An 18,331-nucleotide genomic window follows, 5' to 3' on the forward strand; every position below is an offset into this window, starting at 1 on the left:
GGTGGTCGGCGGCGACGTTACGCGTTGACGTCGACGACGATACGGCCGCGAACCTTGCCGGCGATCAACTCCCCGGCAAGCGGGATGACGTCGCCCAGGCCGACCTGGTGGCTGATCGCGCCCAGCTTCCCGACGTCGAGATCGGACGCGAGCCGGCGCCACGCCTCCAGGCGGTCGGCGCGCGGGCACATGACGCTGTCGATCCCGACAAGCGTGACGCCGCGCAGGATGAACGGCATGACGGTCGCGGGGAAATCCATGCCGGCGGCCAGGCCGCAGGCCGTCACTACGCCGCGGTACCGCGTGGTCGCGCACACGTTGGCGAGGACATGGCTGCCCGCCACGTCGACCGCGCCCGCCCATCGTTCTTTGCCCAGCGGCTTGCCGGGCTCGCTGAATTGCGCCCGCTCCAGGATCTCCGCCGCGCCGAGCTGCCGCAGGTAGTCGGCATCGGCAGGGCGGCCGGTGACGGCGACGACGCGGTATCCCAGCCGCGCGAGAAGGGCCGTGGCGACGCTGCCTACCCCGCCTGCCGCGCCGGTCACCACGATCTCGCCGTCGTCCGGGCGCACGCCATGCCGCTCCAGTGCCATCACGCACAGCATCGCGGTGTAGCCCGCCGTGCCGATGGCCATCGCCTGTTGCGGCGAAAAGGCGGACGGCAGCGGCACCAGCCAGTCGCCATCGACGCGGGCCTTCTGCGCCAGGCCGCCCCAGTGCGTTTCGCCGACGCCCCAGCCGTTGAGCACGACCTGGTCGCCGGGGCGATAGTCGGGGTGCGTGCTGTCCTCGACTTCCCCGACCAGATCGATGCCGGGCACCATCGGGAACTTGCGGACCACCGGGCTCTTGCCGGTGATCGCCAGCCCGTCCTTGTAGTTCAGCGTCGAATAGCCCACGCGTACCGTCACGTTGCCGGCCGGCAGCTGCGCGTCGTCCAGCGTCTCGAGCCGCGCTTGCTGGCCGGTTTCATGCCTGTCGATCACGATGCCTTGAAACATGCGTCCTCCTTTCTAGACCGATCGTCTAGTTAATGGCAAAAAAATTCAGCGGCGGGGCAGCCCGTTGAAGAAGAACTGCGCGAACAGGGCCAGCGGCGTATCGCTGCGCTCCAGCTTCGCGCGCAGCACGGCGCCTTCCCAGCCGATCCAGAAGAATGCGGCGAGTTCGGCAGGGTCGGCCGAGCCGGCCAGTTCGCCGGCTTGCTGCGCGGCGGCCAGGCAATCGGCGAGGCGGCGTTGCCAGTCCTCGAAGGTGGTGCGCAGGCGTGCGCGAAAGCTTTCGGGCAGCGCGCCCATTTCCTGCCCGAGGTTGCCGATCAGGCAGCCCCGGCTGTATTCGTAGCGGGCCATGCCGTCCCGGGCATCGTCGACGAACGCGCGCACGCGCTGCAACGGCGAGCGCGCCGCGTCGCTGAAATGGCGGTCCAGCTTGCGCGCGAAGAAGTCGGCATAACGGTCGATCAGTTCGAGGCCGAACGCTTCCTTGCTGTCGAAGTAGTGATAGAAGGAGCCCTTGGGCACCCCGGCGCGCCCGAGGATCTCGTCGAGCCCGGTGGCCGAAAACCCCTTCTCGGTGAGCACTTCCAGCCCCGTGCGCAACAGCATGTCCCGCGTGGCGACGAGGTCTTCATGCTGCTTCGGTGGCCTGCCGCGACGGCGAGGCGGATCAGTTCGAACGTCCATGCGCGAATAATAGACCGTTTGTCTCAAAAATCAACGGGCGCGTGTCGAGCCCATCCGATCAGGCACGGACGGCGAGCGACGCCCGTATTAACCCTGATTAAAAAACCTTATCGCGGTGAAAAATTCCGCATCTTATTGAACCGATATCGGCTCGATATAGTGGCTCGCTTTCCCGCACGCACCGGTTGCGTGTGCAGACAAACAGCAGGAGCCCCTTGATGACCACCGATACCCGATTCACCGTAATCGAGGATCTGATGCCCGCCGCCGGCGGGTTGCGCGAGATCCGTCACCACATCCACCACCATCCCGAGCTTGCATACGAAGAGCACGACACGGCCGCGCTCGTCGCCGAGAAGCTCGAACAGTGGGGCTGGCAGGTGACGCGCGGGGTCGGCAGGACGGGCGTCGTCGGCACGCTGCGCGTGGGCGACGGCACGCGCAGCATCGGCATTCGCGCCGACATGGACGCGTTGCCGATCGTCGAGGCGACGGGGCTGCCCTATGCGAGCGGCACGCACGGCAAGATGCACGCCTGCGGCCACGACGGCCACACGACGATGCTGCTCGGCGCTGCGCAGCAGCTCGCGAAGACACGCAACTTCTCCGGCACCGTGCACCTGTATTTCCAGCCGGCGGAAGAGCACGGCGTCGACAGCGGCGCGAAGAAGATGATCGACGACGGCCTGTTCGAACGCTTCCCGTGCGACGCCGTGTTCGGCATGCACAACCATCCGGGCGCGGCGCCGGGCGTGTTCCTCACGCGGCGCGGCCCGTTCATGTCGGCCGGCGACAAGGCGATCATCACGATCGAAGGCGTTGGCGGCCACGCGGCACGGCCGCACCTGACGGTCGACCCGGTCGTCGTCGCGGCAAGCATCGTGATGGCGCTGCAGACGATCGTCGCGCGCAACGTCGACCCCGCGCAACCGGCGGTCGTCACGGTCGGCTCGATGCACGCGGGCACCGCGAACAACGTGATCCCGAACGGCGCGCGCCTCGAACTCAGCGTGCGTTCGTTCAGCCCCGACGTGCGCGCGCTGCTCAAGCGCCGCATCACCGAGCTGGCCGAATCGCAGGCCGCGAGCTACGGCGCGACGGCCAGCGTCGAGTACATCGAAGGTTATCCGGTCGTCGTCAATACGGATGCCGAAACGGATTTCGCCGCGCAGGTCGCGCGCGAACTGGTCGGCGACGCGCACGTGGTCGAGCAGACCGACCTGCTGATGGGCAGCGAGGATTTCGCGTTCATGCTGCAGCAGCGGCCGGGCTCGTTCGTGCGGCTCGGCAACGGCGAAGGCGAGGACGGCTGCATGGTGCACAACCCGAAATACGACTTCAACGATCGCAACCTGCCGATCGGTGCGGCGTTCTGGACGCGTCTCGTGGAGCGTTACCTCGGGCGGTGATTCAGGCGGCGCGGCGCGCGGCCGGCGCTTCCGGCCGCATTGAGAGGAGAGGACAACGATGCAGAAAGACCATCTCGCGCTGCACCCCGCGTCGACGGGGAGCGCCGAAGTCGGCACGCCTCGCGCACCGGCCGTCACGCGGCGCGGCGCGATCGCGGCGGCCGTGATCGGTAACTGGCTGGAATTCTTCGATTTCACCGTGTACGGCTTCTTCGCGGTGCTGATCGGCAAGCTGTTCTTCCCGTCGAGCGACCCGACCACGTCGCTGCTGCTGTCGGTCGCGACGTTCGCCGCAGGCTTCTTCACGCGGCCGCTCGGCAGCGTCGTGCTCGGCGTCTACGCGGACCGCAAGGGGCGCAAGGCCGCGCTGAACCTGACGATCATGCTGATGGCGCTCGGCACGGGCCTGATCACGATCGCGCCGACGTATGCGCAGGTCGGCGTGGCCGCGCCGCTGCTCGTCGTGTTCGCGCGGCTGATGCAGGGCTTCTCGCAGGGCGGCGAATTCGGCGCGGCGACGTCGACGCTGCTCGAGCAGGGCGGCACGTCGCGTCGCGCGTTCCGCGCGAGCTGGCAGTTGGCGACGCAGGGCGGCGCCGCGCTGATGGGCTCGGGTTTCGCGGCGCTGCTGTCGAACACGATGACGAAGGACGCGCTCGAAAGCTGGGGCTGGCGGCTGCCGTTCCTCGTCGGCGTGCTGATCGCGCCGGTCGGCATGTACCTGCGCCGCCGGCTCGCGGACGATGCGCCCGGCGACAGCCATCACGGGATCGAACGCGGCGTGCTGCACGAGCTGTTCTCGAAGCACACGCGCACGGTGCTGCTGCTGATGCTCACGGTGATGGGCGGCACGGTGTCGACCTACATCCTGACGTTCTACATGCCGACCTACGCGATCCACACGCTCGGGCTACCGATGAAGCTGTCGATGTTCGTCGGCGTCGCGTCGGGCTGCGTGATGCTGGTCACGTGCCCGCTGTTCGGCTGGCTGTCGGATCGGCTCGGCAGCCGCCGCCTGCCGATCTTCGTCGGCCGCGGCGTGCTGGTCCTGTTGCTGTTCCCGGCATTCTGGCTGATGAACCATCACCCGACGCTGTCGGTGATCCTGCCGCTGACCGCGCTCATGTTGCTGTTCTATTCGCTCGGCTCGGCGTCGGAAATGGCGCTGATGTGCGAGTCGCTGCCGCGCCACGTGCGGGCGACCGGCATCTCGATCGCGTATGCGCTCGCGGTGACGATCTTCGGCGGCACCGCGCAGCTGATCGCGACCTGGCTCGTGAAGACGACCGGCAGCAAGCTCGCGCCGGCCGGCTACGTGGCCGCGTGCGTGGTGTTGTCGCTGATCGCGGTCGCGATGCTGCGCGAGACGGCGCGGGAGTCGATCGACTGACGCGCGGCACAGCACGGCGGGCGGCGGGCTGCAGTACGCGCTTACCGCCCGCGGACCATCCGCAGGTACGACGCGAGCATCGTCGCGAGTTCCTGCGCGGCCGGTGTCAGCGGCACGGCCGCGCGCTGCAGCAGGCAGATGTCCTGCGATTCGGCCTGCTCGCGCACGGGCACCTTCGCGAGCGCGCCGGCGAACGGCCCGTGCCGCGTGATGGCTTCGGTTTCGAGCGCGAGGGAATCGGTCTGCGTGACGATCTGCAGCGTCTCGAACATCCCTTCGACGGTCGCGAGAATCCTCGGCGGCGGCTGGCCATGCGCGTCGAAGTACGCGAGCAGCCGGTTCACGACCGGGTCGGCGCTCAGGTTCGGCGAGCGCGTCGACACCCACGCGTAGCCGGCCAGTTCGGCGAGCGATTTTGCGTGCATCGCCGGATGCCCGTTGCGGCACACGACCACCGGCGCTGACGCACGCAACGGCGTGACCGCGAGATCGGTCGTGTCGGTCTGCTTCGCGACGAGTGCGATCGCGAAATCGACCGCGCTTTCGCGCAGCCAGCCGATCATCATCCGCGACGTGCCGGTGCGCAGGTGCACGTCGACCTTGTCGAAGCGCGCGTGGAACGCGCTCAGCACGGGCGCGAACGCGTCGATCAGCGGTTCGGCCACGAGGCCGAGCGTGACGGTGCCTTCGTACGCGCCGCTCAACTGCCGGATCTCCCGCTCGACCTGCTCGCATTCGCCGAGGATCGAACCGGAGCGCGCGAGCAGCCGCTGGCCGACGGCCGTCGGCACGATCCCGCGATTGGTGCGCGTGAACAGCGTCGCGCCGAGCGTCGCCTCGAGGCTCTGCAGCTGCTGCGTGACGCCGCTCTGCGCGAGATCGAGCGCGCGTGCGGCGGCACGCAGGCTGCCGTGCTCGACGACGGCCTGGAAGATGCGGAGCTGGGAGAGCGTGAACGCCATGGGCACGCGCGGGGCCGGTGATCGGAAATACCGATCATGATAAGGCAGTCGATGGTTCCGGCGGCGGCCCGTGCCGCCTACGATCGCAGGCAGTCCGGCTGATGCCGTTTGCCTTCCTTCCTGTCCTCCGTCGACCATGAAACGTATCCTCGTCCCGCTCGTTTCCCTGTGCCTTGGCTGGGCCGCCACGTCCGCGTTTGCACTCGACGCGCACGTCGTGCGCCTCGGCATCGATCCGACCTATCCGCCGATGGATTCGAAAGCGCCGGACGGCAGCCTGAAGGGCTTCGACGTCGATCTCGGCAACGAGATCTGCCGCCGCGCGCAGTTGCGCTGCCAGTGGGTCGAGCTCGAATTCTCCGGGATGATTCCCGCACTGCAGGCGCGCAAGATCGACGCGATCCTGTCGTCGATGGCGATCACCGAAAAGCGCGAGAAGCAGATCCTGTTCTCGTCGAAGCTGTTCCGCTTCAAGTCGCGGCTCGTCGCGCGGCCCGGGAGCGGCCTCGGCAGCACGACCGCGTCGCTGGCCGGCAAGCGTGTCGGCGTGCAGTCGGGCACGCAGTTCGAATCGTGGGCGCTCGCGCACTGGGCGACCGCCGGCGTGAGCGTGGTGCCGTACAAGAGCCAGGACGACGTGTTCGCCGATCTCGTCAACGGCCGCCTCGACGCGGCGCTGCTCGGCACCGTGGAAGCCGACTACGGCTTCCTGCGCACACCGAAGGGCAACGGTTTCGCGTTCGTCGGCGCGCCGCTCGACATGGGCGATCGCGGCGTCGGCATCGGCATGCGGCAGTCGGATACGGCGCTCAAGGCGTCGATTGACGGCGCGATCGCGTCGATGCTGAAGGACGGTACGTACGACCGGATCGCGAAGAAGTATTTCGACTTCAACCCGTACGGCGACTGAGCGCCGAGCCACCGCGCCGTTGTACCCGCGGCCCCGTTTTCATCCGTTCGAGACCCTCGATGCAGATTCGCACCACGCCACTCCTGTCGCCGTCGATCGGCACGCAGCGCACGCTGACGAGCTTTCATTTCGGGCCGGCCGGCACCGGCCGCAAGATCTACCTGCAGGCCGCGCTGCACGCGGACGAGACGCCCGCGATGCTCGCGGCGTTCGTGCTGAAGCAGCGTCTCGCGCAGCTCGAGGCCGAAGGCCGGCTCGCGGCCGAGATCGTGCTCGTGCCGGTCGCGAACCCGGTCGGCCTCAATCATCATCTGCTCGGGCAGTTCATCGGCCGTTTCGACCTTGCGAGCGGCCGCAACTTCAATCGCGGCTTCCTGCCGCTCGCGGACATCGCCGCGCGTGCGCGCGACCGGCTCGGCGACGACGGCGAACGCAATCGCGCGATCGTGCGCGAATGTGTCGGCGCGGCGCTCGACGATATCGCACCGCGTACGGAATTCGATGCGCTTCAGCTGGCGCTGCTGAAGCTGTCGTTCGACGCCGAGGTCGTGATCGACCTGCATTGCTCGCTCGAAGCGGTGATGCACGTGTACACGAGCGATACCGCGTGGCCGCAAGTCGAGCCGCTTGCGCGCTATCTCGGCGCGCAGGTGTCGCTGCTCGCCGAGGATTCGGGCGGGCACGCGTTCGACGATGCGCATCATCTGCTGTGGTCGCAGTTGCGGCAGCACTTGCCGGCCGGCACGCCGATGGCGGCCGGCGCCGTGGCCGTGACGGTCGAGTGCCGGGGGCAGCGCGACGTCACGTACGACCATGCGGAGCGCGATGCCGATGCGCTCGTCGCCTATCTCGTGTGGCGCGGCGCGATACGCGGCGAACGCGTGCCGCTGCCGCCGCTCGCCGCGCCGGCCACGCCGCTCGCGGGCAGCGAGCAGTTCTACGCGCCGGTGAGCGGGATCCTCGTGCACCGCGCGGCGATCGGCGCGACGATCCGCGCCGGCGATCCGCTGTTCGACATCGTCGATCCGCTGACCGATGCGATCACGACGATCTCGAGCGGGACCGACGGCGTGTTCTACATGCGCCGCGCGATCCGTTTCGTCACGGCCGGCGCGCCGCTCGGCCGCGTGACGGGCGCAGTGCCGGTGCGCAAGGGGATGTTGCTCGGCGCGTGACGAGCGGCGCGCGTCGCGTGCGACGAACCCGACCTTTACGAAATCGTCGAGAAATTTCGGTTTCCTCAGATAATCGCTCGCCGCTCGACCCCGGCCTGCACCGGGGCGGCCGCCTGGAGACGGCCGGCGGACGCAGGCCGCATCGTCAGCAGGGACGTTCATGGCCCGCCGCGACGCACGGCAGCACGCTTGCCTGGCTTGCCGCGCGCCGTCGTCCCGCCGTTGTGCCCGCCCGCGTCCGAAAACATCTTCATGTCCCGAAGGATGCCGCGCAGCAGCGTATCGGCTGCCACCCCGAGCGTGCGGCCGGCCTTGACCAGCAGCCGCGCGTTGGCTGCCTCGAGCAGCGGATGGGCGACGGGAACGGCGACGAGTTCTCCCGCCTCCAGTTCCTGATAGGCCGCGAACGCCGCGAGCAGCGTGACGCCGTCGTTGCGCCTGACGAAGTGGCGCAGCACGGCCAGCGAGTTGGTGGTCAGCGTCGGGTGGAGCTGGATGTTCTCCGCATAGGCGAGCATCTGCACGGCCTGCCCGAGACCGAACGCCGGCGGCATCAGCGCGAGCGGATACCCGGCGAGTTCGTGTACCGCGACGGGCCGGCCCCGCACGGCGAGCGGGTGCCCGGGATGCACGAGCGCCACCACCGGCTGCGGCGCGGTGGCGACGTACTCGATATCCGGATGCGCCGGGGGATTGTAGGCGAGGCCGATATGCGCGCGGCTCTCGGCGACTTCCTGCAGCAACGTGCTGACCGGAAGGATATCGACGGTGACGTCGAGCTTCGGATAGCGCGCGCAAAAATCGGTGAGCACCTCGTCCATCAGGCAGTCGATATAGCCTTCGCTGGTGGCGATGCGGATCTGGCCGTGTTGCAGGCCGTGCAGCGCCTGCAGGCGATCTTCGAACAGTTCCTGCTGGGAGCGGCAGCCGCGCCAGTATTCGAGCAGGTGCGCCGCGGCTTCGGTCGGCCGGACGCCGCGCGGCTGGCGCTCGAACAGCGGCGCCCCGATTTCTTCCTCGAGCAGCCGGATCTGCCGCGTGATGACGGACGGCGACGTGTTGATGCTGTCGGCCGCGCCGCGGATCGAGCCGTGCGTCAGGACTTCATGGAAATAGCGCAGGCGGCGCTGGTTCAGTTCGCGCATGGTGTCGGTCCGTTTGCCGTTGAAGTGTTGCTCGTTGAGCAACGATAACTCGCTTAGGTTGCTATTGCGCTGCTTTTTCGGCTCCTCGACGATTCGAACGGAGTCGATCATCGATGCGGGATTCGAAGCAATACGCCCTAAAGGAGAGCGCATGTCCGCCATTCCATCCCCTCAAGACCCGGTCGCGCCCGACAGCCCGGCGCATCAGGCCCTGTATCGCAAGCTGAATTGGCGCCTGCTGCCTTTTCTGCTGCTCTGCTACACGTTCGCCTATCTCGATCGCGTGAATATCGGGTTCGCCAAGCTCTCGATGCAGAGCGACCTGGGCATCTCCGATGCGGTGTACGGGCTGGGCGCGGGCATCTTCTTTCTCGGCTACGTGCTGTTCGAGATCCCGAGCAACCTGCTGCTGCCGCGGATCGGCGCACGCAAGACCATCAGCCGGATCATGGTGCTGTGGGGCCTGACCTCGGCGGGCATGATGTTCGTCCACAACGAGACCACCTTCTACGGGATGCGTTTCCTGCTCGGCGTGTTCGAGGCCGGCTTCGCGCCGGGGATGATCTTTTACCTGACCTACTGGTATGGCCAGCGCCGCATGGCCGGCGTGATGGCGGTCGTGATGCTCGCGGGCCCGATCGGCGGCGCCTTCGGCTCGCCGCTGTCGGCGTGGCTGATGACCGGGCTGTCCGGTGCCCACGGCCTGGCCGGCTGGCAGTGGATGTTCATCGTCGAAGGCCTGCCGTGCGTGCTGCTCGGCGCGCTCGCACTCAAGGTCCTGTCCGACCGGCCGGCCGACGCAGCCTGGCTGACCGACGACGAGAAGCGGTTGCTCGCCGCCGAGCTGCACGCACCCGGCGCCGGTCATCACTCGTTCGGACAGGTGTTGCGCGACCCGCGCGTGTACCTGCTGGCGTTCGCGTACTTCACGATCATCTGCGGAATCTACGCGGTGAGTTTCTGGCTGCCGTCGATCCTCAAGGCCGACGGCGTGACCGACACGATGCAGATCGGGCTGTACTCGATGATCCCGTACGTCTGCGCCGCGATCGCGATGATCGTCATCGGCCGCCGGTCGGACCGCCGCGGCGAACGCCGTTTCCACAGCGCCGTGCCGGCCCTGATCGGCGCGATCGCGCTGGCCGTGGCGACGACGGCCAACGGCAATCTCGTCATCTCACTGGTCGGCATGACGATCGCCACGTCGATGATCTGGGCCGCGTACACGGTGTTCTGGGCGATTCCGTCGCAATACCTGAAGGGCGACGCGGCTGCGGGCGGCATCGCGCTGATCAATACGATCGGCCTGATCGGCGGCTTCCTGAGCCCGACCATCATCGGTGCGATCCACTCGGCGACGGGCAGCATGGCAGCCGGCCTGCTGGTCATGGTCGCGCTGCTGGTCGCGGGCGCCGCGGTGCTCGTGGCGAACCGGCTGCCCGCGCCGCAGGACGCATTGGCGACGGCGTGATATCGCGGGCGCGCAAGCGCTCGCGACCTCCGTCGCGGCGCAGCACGGCCCGTGCCTTGACTACCTATTTCCGGAGACACGTTTTTGAACACGCGGATATTGATTGCCGGCTTTCAGCATGAAACCAATACGTTTGCGCCGTCGAAAGCCGCTTACGCGAACTTCGAGCGCGGCGAGGGCTTCCCGGCCATGGTGCGGGGCGACGACGTGCTTGCGCTGCGCGACGTCAACATTCCCGCGGGCGGATTCATCGTCGCGGCGGAGCGACGCGGCTGGACCCTGCTGCCGGTCATCTGGGCGGGCGCGAGCCCGTCGGCCCACGTGACCGAGGATGCGTTCGAGCGCATTGCCGGTGAAATCCTCGCGGCGGTTCGCAGCGAAGGCTACGACGCGGTGTACCTCGACCTGCACGGCGCGATGGTCGCCGAGCATACCGACGACGGCGAAGGCACGTTGCTGGAGCGCGTGCGCGCCGCGGTCGGCCCGGCCGTGCCGGTGATCGCGTCGCTCGACCTGCATGCCAACGTCACCGCGAAGATGCTGCACGAGGCCGATGCGCTGGTTGCCTTCCGCACCTATCCGCATGTCGACATGGCCGAGACCGGCGAACGCGCGGCCGTGCTGCTCGAGCGCCTGCTCGTCTCGCGGGCGGCGGGTGGCCGCCCGCTGCATCGCGCGGCACGGCGGCTGCCGTTCCTGATCCCGATCAACGGCATGTGCACGCTGCTCGAGCCTTCGCGCGGCATGTATGCGCAGCTCGCGGCGCTGGAAACCGGGGCCGTGGTATCGCTGTCGTTCGCGCCGGGTTTTCCGGCGGCCGATTTTCCCGAATGCGGCCCGGTCATCTGGGGTTACGGCGATGACGCCGCGTCGGCCGAGGCCGCCGTGCAGGCGCTCTACGACAGGATGCTGGCGGACGAGGCCGCGTGGCAGGTGCCGTTCCTGTTGCCCGATGCCGCCGTGCGCGAAGCGATGCGGCTTGCCGACGGGGCCGGCAAGCCGGTCGTCATCGCCGATACGCAGGACAACCCCGGCGCGGGCGGCGACTCGAACACGACGGGCATGCTGCGGGCGTTGCTGCGCAATGGCGCGAGAGAGGCGGCGATCGGCCTGATCTGGGACCCGGCCGCCGCCGCGGCGGCTCATCGCGCCGGGGTCGGGGCGTTCGTCGAGCTGGCGCTCGGCGGCGTTTCCGGCGTGCCCGGCGACGAGCCGGTCCACGCGCGTTTCGAGGTCGTGAAGTTGTCCGACGGCGTATGCCGGTATGACGGCCCGATGATGAACGGCATGCGCGCGGATATCGGCCCCGTCGCCTGCCTGCGGATCGATGGTGTGCTGATCGTGGTGAGCAGCGGCAAGGCGCAGATGCTCGACCGCAATCTCTATCGCGTGGGCGGCGTCGAGCCGGAAGCGATGCGCATCCTCGTCAACAAGAGCTCGGTGCATTTTCGCGCCGACTTCCAGGGGATCGCCGAGGCGGTGCTCGTTGCCACGGCGCCCGGCCCGATGACGGCCGATCCGGCCGAGTTGCCCTGGACCCGGCTGGCCCCGGGCATCCGGACGAAGCCGATGGGCGACGCATTCGCCGGCAACGGCTGAAGCACGGCCCGCCGCCGGCGCGCCGGTGCGCCGGCGAGCGGGCAGCTGTCCTGGACAACGCCGTCGCGCCGGCCGACACAGGGCGCCGCGCGTCGTTTCACGTCGCGCGGCTTGCACCTACCCGCGCGCGGATCGGCGCTCACCCGCGCCGCGCCACCAGCTCCGACACCGTCTGCGCGGCCTGCTGCAGCGGCTCGAGAAACTCCTTCACCATCTGCTTCGCGGTATGCCGCTGCGCGTTGCCGCTGATGTTCATCGCCGCGATGATCTGCCCGCGCCGGTTGCGAATCGGCGCGGACAGCGACATCAGGCCCACTTCGAGTTCCTGGTCGACCACGGCCCAGCCCTGCTGGCGCACCTGTGCGATCGCCGCCTTCAGTTCGCCGAGGTCGGTGATCGTGCGCGGCGTATGCGCGCGGATGCCGCTTTGCGCGAGCGTTTCGTCGAGCGCGGCGTCGTCGAGCGCGGACAGCAGCACGCGGCCCATCGACGTGCAGTACGCGGGCAGCCGACTGCCGATCGACAGGTTGATCGTCATGATCTTGCGGGTCGGCACGCGCAGTACGTAGACGATCTCGGTGCGGTCGAGCACGGCCGCCGAGCAGCTTTCGTGGATCTGCTCGGACAGTTGCTCCATCACGGGATCGGCGAGATTCCAGAACGGCATCGACGTGAGGTACGCGAAGCCGAGCTCGAGGATCTTCGGCGTGAGCCGGAACAGCCGGCCGTCGGCCTCGACGTAGCCGAGCGTCTGCAGCGTGAGCAGGATCCGGCGCGCGCCCGCGCGCGTGAGCCCGGTGGCCGAGGCGACCTCGGTGAGCGTCTGCTCCGGACGGGCCGCGTCGAACGCGCGGATCACCGCGAGGCCGCGTGCGAACGACTGTACGTAGGAGTCGCCGGGTTTCGTCTGAGTGTCTTCGGTTGTCATGAGCGCCTGGAATATCGTGCAGCCGAGAAGATAGCGCACGGGGCCCGACACGCCAACCGCACGGCGGACCGGGCGCTTGACAGGTCGTCCCCGCACTCCCTATGATGCGTTGAACGTTCGATACACGATCTTATGTTCGTATATAGAACATTTAAGCGCATCCCGGCGGGCAATGCAAGGGGCGCGCCCTGTTCATTCCCCAGCCTGTCCTGGGAGCGGAGACACTGATGACCGAAGCTTTTCTGTGTGATGCGATTCGTACGCCGATCGGGCGTTACGGCGGTGCACTGTCCGGCGTGCGCGCCGACGATCTGGGCGCCGTGCCGCTCAAGGCGCTCGTGGAGCGCAACCGCGACGTCGACTGGACGGCGATCGACGACGTGATCTACGGCTGCGCGAACCAGGCCGGCGAGGACAACCGCAACGTCGCGCGCATGTCGGCGCTGCTCGCGGGGCTGCCGCAGGGCGTGCCGGGTTCGACGATCAACCGCCTGTGCGGCTCCGGGATGGACGCGGTCGGCGTGGCCGCCCGTGCGATCAAGTCGGGCGAGGCCGCGCTGATGGTCGCGGGCGGCGTCGAGAGCATGACGCGCGCGCCGTTCGTGATGGGCAAGGCCGCGAGCGCATTCGCGCGCCAGGCCGACATCTACGACACGACGATCGGCTGGCGCTTCGTCAATCCGTTGATGAAACAGCTGTACGGCGTCGATTCGATGCCGGAGACGGCCGAGAACGTCGCGGTCGACTACAACGTCAGCCGCGCCGACCAGGACCTGTTCGCGTTGCGCAGCCAGCAGAAGGCCGCGCGTGCGCAGCAGGACGGCACGCTCGCCGAGGAAATCGTGTCGGTCACGATTCCGCAGAAGAAGGGCGATCCGGTGGTCGTTTCGCGCGACGAGCATCCGCGCGAAACGTCGCTCGAAACGCTTGCGAAGCTGAAGGGCGTCGTGCGTCCGGACGGCTCGGTGACGGCCGGTAACGCGTCGGGCGTCAACGACGGTGCCGCCGCGCTGCTGCTTGCGAACGAGGAAACCGCAAAGCGCTTCGGCCTGACGCCGCGCGCCCGCGTGCTGGGCATCGCGACGGCCGGCGTCGCGCCGCGCGTGATGGGCATCGGCCCCGCGCCTGCCACGCAGAAGCTGCTCGCCCGGCTCGGGATGACGATCGACCAGTTCGACGTGATCGAGCTGAACGAGGCGTTCGCATCGCAAGGTCTCGCGGTGCTGCGCATGCTCGGCGTCGCCGACGACGATCCGCGCGTGAACCCGAACGGCGGCGCAATCGCACTGGGCCATCCGCTCGGCGCATCGGGCGCGCGGCTCGTGACGACCGCGATGTACCAGCTGCATCGCACGAACGGCCGCTTCGCATTGTGCACGATGTGCATCGGCGTCGGTCAGGGCATCGCGATCGCGATCGAACGCGTCTGACCCGCGTTTCATGTCTCGCGGCGAAGCGGCGGCCACGAGCCGCTTCGCTGCTCGACCGCTTTGCCTCTCGACCGATTCGCCGCTTTGGAAACGATGCGCGGCACGAGGATGCTCGTGCCGCGCATCGTCGTTAACCGGCCTGCGACAACTCCCTGAGGCGCGCCTCGAGCGCGTCGATCTCGGTGTCCGCGAACACCTCGATCCCGTGCTCGCGCAGCAACGCCGCCGTGACGCCGGCGCCCGCGTGCCGCCGGTTCCCGAAACTCCCGTCATGGATGAACGTGCTGCCGCACGACGGACTGCCGTCGGCCAGGATAGCGAAGCGGCAGCCGTGCGTGCGCGCGAGGGCCAGCGCGGCTTGCGCGCCGGAGACGAACGGCGCTGTCACGTCGGTGCCGTTCACGTCGACGATGCGCGCGGCGCCCGACAGCACCTGCTGACCCGATGCGCCGCAGGCGATTTCGGCGGGCGGGCGCGGCACGCTGAAGCCGCCGGCCAGTTCGGGGCAGACGGGCACGAGACGCCCTTCGCGCTGCCACCGTTCGAGTGCCGCGTGCGCGGCGGTCCTGGCCGAGCCGTTGTAACGCACCGGATGGCCGACCACGCACATGCTGACGAGGATCTTCGGCATGGTTGGCGGCTGTGCTTCGTCCTGCAATTTTGCTCTCCGTGATTGCGCGATGGCCGATGGCAGCCGAGGCAACGCGGGACATCCCGCGCTTCATACGCGTGCCGGCGCGTCAGGCCGCCGGCCCTTCCAGATGAATGTCGTCCGGCTCGAGCGCGTAAAGCGCCGGGTCGGGCGACGCGCTGACCGTAAAGCCGAGCCGCAGGTAGAAGTCGATCGTGCGCTGCGACGGCGTCGCGGACACATACAGGCGTGTGGCGCCCATCGCGTGCGCCTGCTCGCGGGCTGCGCGGTAGAGCTGCTCGCCGAGCCCGCAGCCGCGCCAGTCGCGGCTCACGTGCAGGAACTTCAATTGCAGCATGTCGCCGTGCGGGCCGAGCGGCCGGCTGTCGACGACGACCGCCGCGACGAGCCGTTCGCCGTCGAACATGCCGAGGCACCAGCCGCCGCGATCGTGGCAGTCGATCAGGATCGGCGTGTAGTGGTCGGCTTCGCCTTCCGGCCAGCCGCCGACGTCGTAGAACTCCGGAACGAGATGCAGCGCGCCGTCGCGCAGCACGTACAGGTGCTCGATGATCTCGCGCCGGTCGATGGTCCACACGAGCGGCACTTCGTCGCGCGTGAGCGGGCGTGCGCAAAGCGCGTCGCGTTCGGCGGCGGTGCGGCGCGTCATGCGGCCTCCCGATGCGCGGCGATCGCATACATCAGCGGCAGGCTCGGCATGTGACCGGGCGGCACCATCCGGCGGCCGTCCAGCTCGCGCATGCCGTCGAAGCCCTTCCAGCCGTTCGAATACGGATATTCGGTCAGGCGGTCGATCGCGAGCCCCGCCGACACGAGTGCGTTCACGACCTCACCGATGCCCCACATGAACTCGTAGCTCGGATGCGGGTTCGCGAAATCGACGACGCCAGGATGGTCGTGCTGCGCGCCGAGCCCCGTGCCGGATACGGCGACGTAATCGCCGACGCCTGTCGGCTCCTCGGTCGCGTCGCTTTTGAAATAGTCGTAGTGCGGCTTCCACTGTTCGTCGAAATACAGCGCGAACGGATGGAACTCGACCATCGCGAAACGGCCGCCCGGCGCGAGCAGCGTGGCGATCCCGCGCGCCCACGCGTTCAGGTCGGACAGCCAGCAGATCGCGCCATACGACGTGAACACGCGATCGAAGCGCTCGCCGCGCGCGGCGGCCTCGGGCATCCAGTCGAGCACGTCGGCGCGCTCGAAACGCGCGGGCAGGCCGGCGTCGGCCGACAGTTGCCGTGCGAAGGCGATTGCTTCGTCGGAGATGTCGACGCCCGTCGCATCCGCGCCCTCGCGCACGAGGCTCAGCGTGTCCTGCCCCGCGTTGCACTGCAGGTGCAGGAGCCGCAGCCCGCCGACGTCGCCGAGCAGTTCGCGTTCTTCCGGATAGAGCGTCGAGCCGCCCGCGCGGAAAAACGCGGCCTGATCGCCTTTGTGGCTGTTATGCGCGACTGTCGCGGTATTCCAGGACAGCCGATTCAGTTCGTGTAATGCCTTTTTCATCGAATTCGAATACCGGTTGAATGGAGCAGGATAAACGGAATCGTTTCGCCGCGCGCAACGGTCGATGGCGTGGGTCTGCCGCGCGACGTCGTTGCGCAGCATGGCGTGACATCTGGATGAATGCTCGCGGCGATTATTGCCGGATTATTTGATCGAAATCATGGCGGCGGACGAATTGGATATTTTATTCAAGGAAAGGGTAAGGTTTTTCCCCAATATGCCGACAGTAAGATGAAGACCGTCGTTAAGCGATAAACCGTTTTTCGGCTACTGAGCGTGATTTCAGCGCGGCGCGGACGACAGATCCGCCTTTCGGAGCCTTGCATGCGCAATAACCAGCCCGTTACCCAACAGGAATTCGATTTTCCCGACGACGTCACGCTGATGTCGACGACCGATGCAGACAGCATCATCACCTACGCCAACACGACGTTCGCGCAGGTGAGCGGCTTCACGAACGAGGAACTCGTCGGCCAGCCGCACAACGTGGTGCGCCACCCGGACATGCCGCGCGAGGCGTTTGCCGACATGTGGGCGACGCTCCAGCGCGGCGAGCCGTGGACCGCGCTCGTGAAGAACCGCCGCAAGAACGGCGATCACTACTGGGTGCGTGCGAACGCGATACCCGTGATGCGCAACGGCGAGCCGCAGGGCTACATGTCGGTGCGCACGAGGGCGCCGCACGACGAGAGCGCGGCCGCCGACGCGCTGTATCGCGCGTTCCGCGACGGCAAGGCCGGCCAGCGCCGGTTCCACAAGGGGCTGGTGATCCGCACGGGGCTACTGCGTATCGCGTCGCTGTCGCAGACGATGTCGGTGCGCGCGCGCGTGCATTCGGCGCTGTGCGTGCTTGCGCCGGCGGTCGTCGGCGCGGGCTGGGCGTGCGGGCTCGCCGGTGGCGGCCTCGCGGCATTTGCCGGCGTGACGGTCGGCGTGGCGGCGGCGGCCGGCCTGTGGCTCGATGCGCAGATCGTGCGTCCGCTGAAGCGGCTGCATGACCAGGCGCTGAACGTCGCGACCGGCGAAAGCCGGCGCGGCGTGCGGATGAACCGCGTCGACGAGATCGGCATGACGCTGCGCACGATCAACCAGCTCGGGCTGATGTTCCGCTGGCTCGTCGACGACGTCAGCGAGCAGGTGCACAACGTGCAGCGCGCGAGCAACGAGATCGCGCAGGGCAACAACGACCTGAGCGCGCGTACCGAGCAGGCGGCGTCGAGCGTGCAGGAGACGGCTGCGTCGATGGCCGAGATGACGGCGACCGTCGACAGCAACGCGGAGACCGCACTGCAGGCGAACCGGCTCGCGATGTCGGCGAGCGAAGTGGCCGGCCGCGGCGGGCAGGCGGTGGGCGAGGTCGTCGCGACGATGAGCGACATCACCGCCAGCTCGCGAAAGATCTCGGACATCATCGGCGTGATCGACGGCATCGCGTTCCAGACCAACATCCTTGCGCTGAACGCGGCCGTGGAAGCGGCGCGCGCCGGCGAACAGGGGCGCGGCTTCGCGGTGGTCGCCGGCGAGGTGCGGGCGCTCGCGCAGCGCAGCGCGAACGCGGCGAAGGAGATCAAGACGCTGATCGGCGCGAGCGTCGAGCGCGTCGAGTCGGGTGCGCGGCGCGTGGACGAGGCCGGCAAGACGATGGAGGACATCGTCGCGCAGGTGAAGCGCGTGTCGGATCTGATCGCGGAGATCAGCTCGTCGACGGCCGAGCAGAGCACCGGGGTGTCGCAGGTCGACCAGGCGGTGGTGCACCTGGACAACATCACGCAACAGAACGCGGCACTGGTCGAGCAGAGCACGGCGGCGTCGGAGAGCCTGAAGCAACAGGCAACGCGTCTCGTGGATGCGGTGAACGTGTTCCGGTGATTGTCGGGGCGCGCACGCGATGTGCGCGCCCGATCGATGCATCGTGACATCGTGATTGACGCGCGTAATGCGCGTTCAGGTTTTTCGATTCAATCAAAATACGCGAAACGAGAAATATTCGTATTCAGGATTTTGCATTTATGCATTGAATCGATTCGGACGAATTACGCGGATTAATCAGACGAATATCCGCCAAACCGTTG

The 18,331-nt window shown here is 68.0% G+C and carries 16 protein-coding genes; 8 read left to right on the forward strand and 8 right to left on the reverse strand.

Translation table 11 applies throughout. From position 1 onward, the window contains the following. Positions 1 to 17: 17 nt before the first annotated feature. Both E9536_RS16525 and E9536_RS16530 read right to left on the reverse strand, forming a co-directional pair. Positions 18 to 1,001, reverse strand: coding sequence for an MDR family oxidoreductase (locus E9536_RS16525; RefSeq protein ID WP_048023465.1), 984 nt, complete (start codon positions 999 to 1,001; stop codon positions 18 to 20). A gap of 45 nt (positions 1,002 to 1,046) precedes the next feature. Then, positions 1,047 to 1,685 carry a TetR/AcrR family transcriptional regulator gene (locus E9536_RS16530; protein WP_059684112.1) on the reverse strand — a complete coding sequence of 213 codons (639 nt, stop codon included), beginning with the start codon at positions 1,683 to 1,685 and terminating at the stop codon, positions 1,047 to 1,049. Between the two features lie 218 nt (positions 1,686 to 1,903). On the opposite strand from E9536_RS16530, the gene E9536_RS16535 reads away from it, so the two are divergent. Beyond that, on the forward strand, positions 1,904 to 3,094 hold the full coding sequence (locus E9536_RS16535; protein ID WP_060205774.1) for a M20 aminoacylase family protein: 1,191 nt from the start codon (positions 1,904 to 1,906) through the stop codon (positions 3,092 to 3,094). A gap of 58 nt (positions 3,095 to 3,152) precedes the next feature. Beyond that, positions 3,153 to 4,484: an MFS transporter gene (locus E9536_RS16540; RefSeq protein ID WP_136470186.1), complete on the forward strand. Its 1,332-nt coding sequence runs from the start codon at positions 3,153 to 3,155 to the stop codon at positions 4,482 to 4,484. A 41-nt stretch (positions 4,485 to 4,525) separates the two neighbouring features. Here E9536_RS16540 and E9536_RS16545 read toward each other — a convergent pair whose 3' ends face one another. Further along, complete coding sequence (locus E9536_RS16545) at positions 4,526 to 5,446, reverse strand: LysR substrate-binding domain-containing protein (protein WP_136470187.1); 921 nt, start codon at positions 5,444 to 5,446, stop codon at positions 4,526 to 4,528. A gap of 136 nt (positions 5,447 to 5,582) precedes the next feature. Between E9536_RS16545 and E9536_RS16550 the strand changes: the two genes are divergently transcribed. Beyond that, a complete protein-coding gene (locus tag E9536_RS16550; RefSeq protein ID WP_059699752.1) occupies positions 5,583 to 6,356 on the forward strand; it encodes a transporter substrate-binding domain-containing protein in 774 nt (257 codons plus the stop codon). A gap of 59 nt (positions 6,357 to 6,415) precedes the next feature. Beyond that, a complete protein-coding gene (locus E9536_RS16555; protein ID WP_119336899.1) occupies positions 6,416 to 7,531 on the forward strand; it encodes a succinylglutamate desuccinylase/aspartoacylase family protein in 1,116 nt (371 codons plus the stop codon). A 158-nt stretch (positions 7,532 to 7,689) separates the two neighbouring features. Here the strand turns inward: E9536_RS16555 and E9536_RS16560 are convergent, their stop codons facing one another. Next, positions 7,690 to 8,676 (reverse strand): LysR family transcriptional regulator, encoded by a 987-nt coding sequence (locus E9536_RS16560; protein ID WP_136470188.1) that lies wholly within the window; start codon positions 8,674 to 8,676, stop codon positions 7,690 to 7,692. 151 nt (positions 8,677 to 8,827) lie between these two features. Between E9536_RS16560 and E9536_RS16565 the strand changes: the two genes are divergently transcribed. Both E9536_RS16565 and E9536_RS16570 read left to right on the forward strand, forming a co-directional pair. Beyond that, on the forward strand, positions 8,828 to 10,147 hold the full coding sequence (locus E9536_RS16565) for an MFS transporter (RefSeq protein WP_060372849.1): 1,320 nt from the start codon (positions 8,828 to 8,830) through the stop codon (positions 10,145 to 10,147). Between the two features lie 84 nt (positions 10,148 to 10,231). Further along, positions 10,232 to 11,746 carry a M81 family metallopeptidase gene (locus tag E9536_RS16570; RefSeq protein ID WP_136470189.1) on the forward strand — a complete coding sequence of 505 codons (1,515 nt, stop codon included), beginning with the start codon at positions 10,232 to 10,234 and terminating at the stop codon, positions 11,744 to 11,746. 139 nt (positions 11,747 to 11,885) lie between these two features. On the opposite strand, the gene E9536_RS16575 is transcribed toward E9536_RS16570, so the two are convergent. Then, positions 11,886 to 12,674, reverse strand: a complete 789-nt coding sequence (locus E9536_RS16575; protein WP_021156426.1) for an IclR family transcriptional regulator — start codon at positions 12,672 to 12,674, stop codon at positions 11,886 to 11,888. A 227-nt stretch (positions 12,675 to 12,901) separates the two neighbouring features. On the opposite strand from E9536_RS16575, the gene pcaF reads away from it, so the two are divergent. Further along, positions 12,902 to 14,104: a 3-oxoadipyl-CoA thiolase gene (pcaF, locus tag E9536_RS16580; RefSeq protein WP_027790454.1), complete on the forward strand. Its 1,203-nt coding sequence runs from the start codon at positions 12,902 to 12,904 to the stop codon at positions 14,102 to 14,104. 130 nt (positions 14,105 to 14,234) lie between these two features. Here the strand turns inward: pcaF and E9536_RS16585 are convergent, their stop codons facing one another. The 3 genes from E9536_RS16585 to E9536_RS16595 form a co-directional block, all read right to left on the reverse strand. Then, positions 14,235 to 14,735: a DUF523 domain-containing protein gene (locus tag E9536_RS16585; protein ID WP_136470190.1), complete on the reverse strand. Its 501-nt coding sequence runs from the start codon at positions 14,733 to 14,735 to the stop codon at positions 14,235 to 14,237. 109 nt (positions 14,736 to 14,844) lie between these two features. Continuing rightward, a complete protein-coding gene (locus tag E9536_RS16590) occupies positions 14,845 to 15,405 on the reverse strand; it encodes a GNAT family N-acetyltransferase (RefSeq protein ID WP_136470191.1) in 561 nt (186 codons plus the stop codon). Next, entirely contained in the window at positions 15,402 to 16,259 is an 858-nt protein-coding gene (locus E9536_RS16595; RefSeq protein WP_136470192.1) for a class I SAM-dependent methyltransferase, read from the reverse strand. Before E9536_RS16595 ends, E9536_RS16590 begins: the two co-directional genes overlap by 4 nt. Positions 16,260 to 16,583: 324 nt before the next feature. On the opposite strand from E9536_RS16595, the gene E9536_RS16600 reads away from it, so the two are divergent. After that, entirely contained in the window at positions 16,584 to 18,128 is a 1,545-nt protein-coding gene (locus E9536_RS16600; protein WP_027790458.1) for a PAS domain-containing methyl-accepting chemotaxis protein, read from the forward strand. Positions 18,129 to 18,331: the final 203 nt, after the last annotated feature.

The organism is Burkholderia sp. LS-044 (genome assembly GCF_004803625.1).
In the GTDB taxonomy this organism is placed as follows: domain Bacteria; phylum Pseudomonadota; class Gammaproteobacteria; order Burkholderiales; family Burkholderiaceae; genus Burkholderia; species Burkholderia cepacia.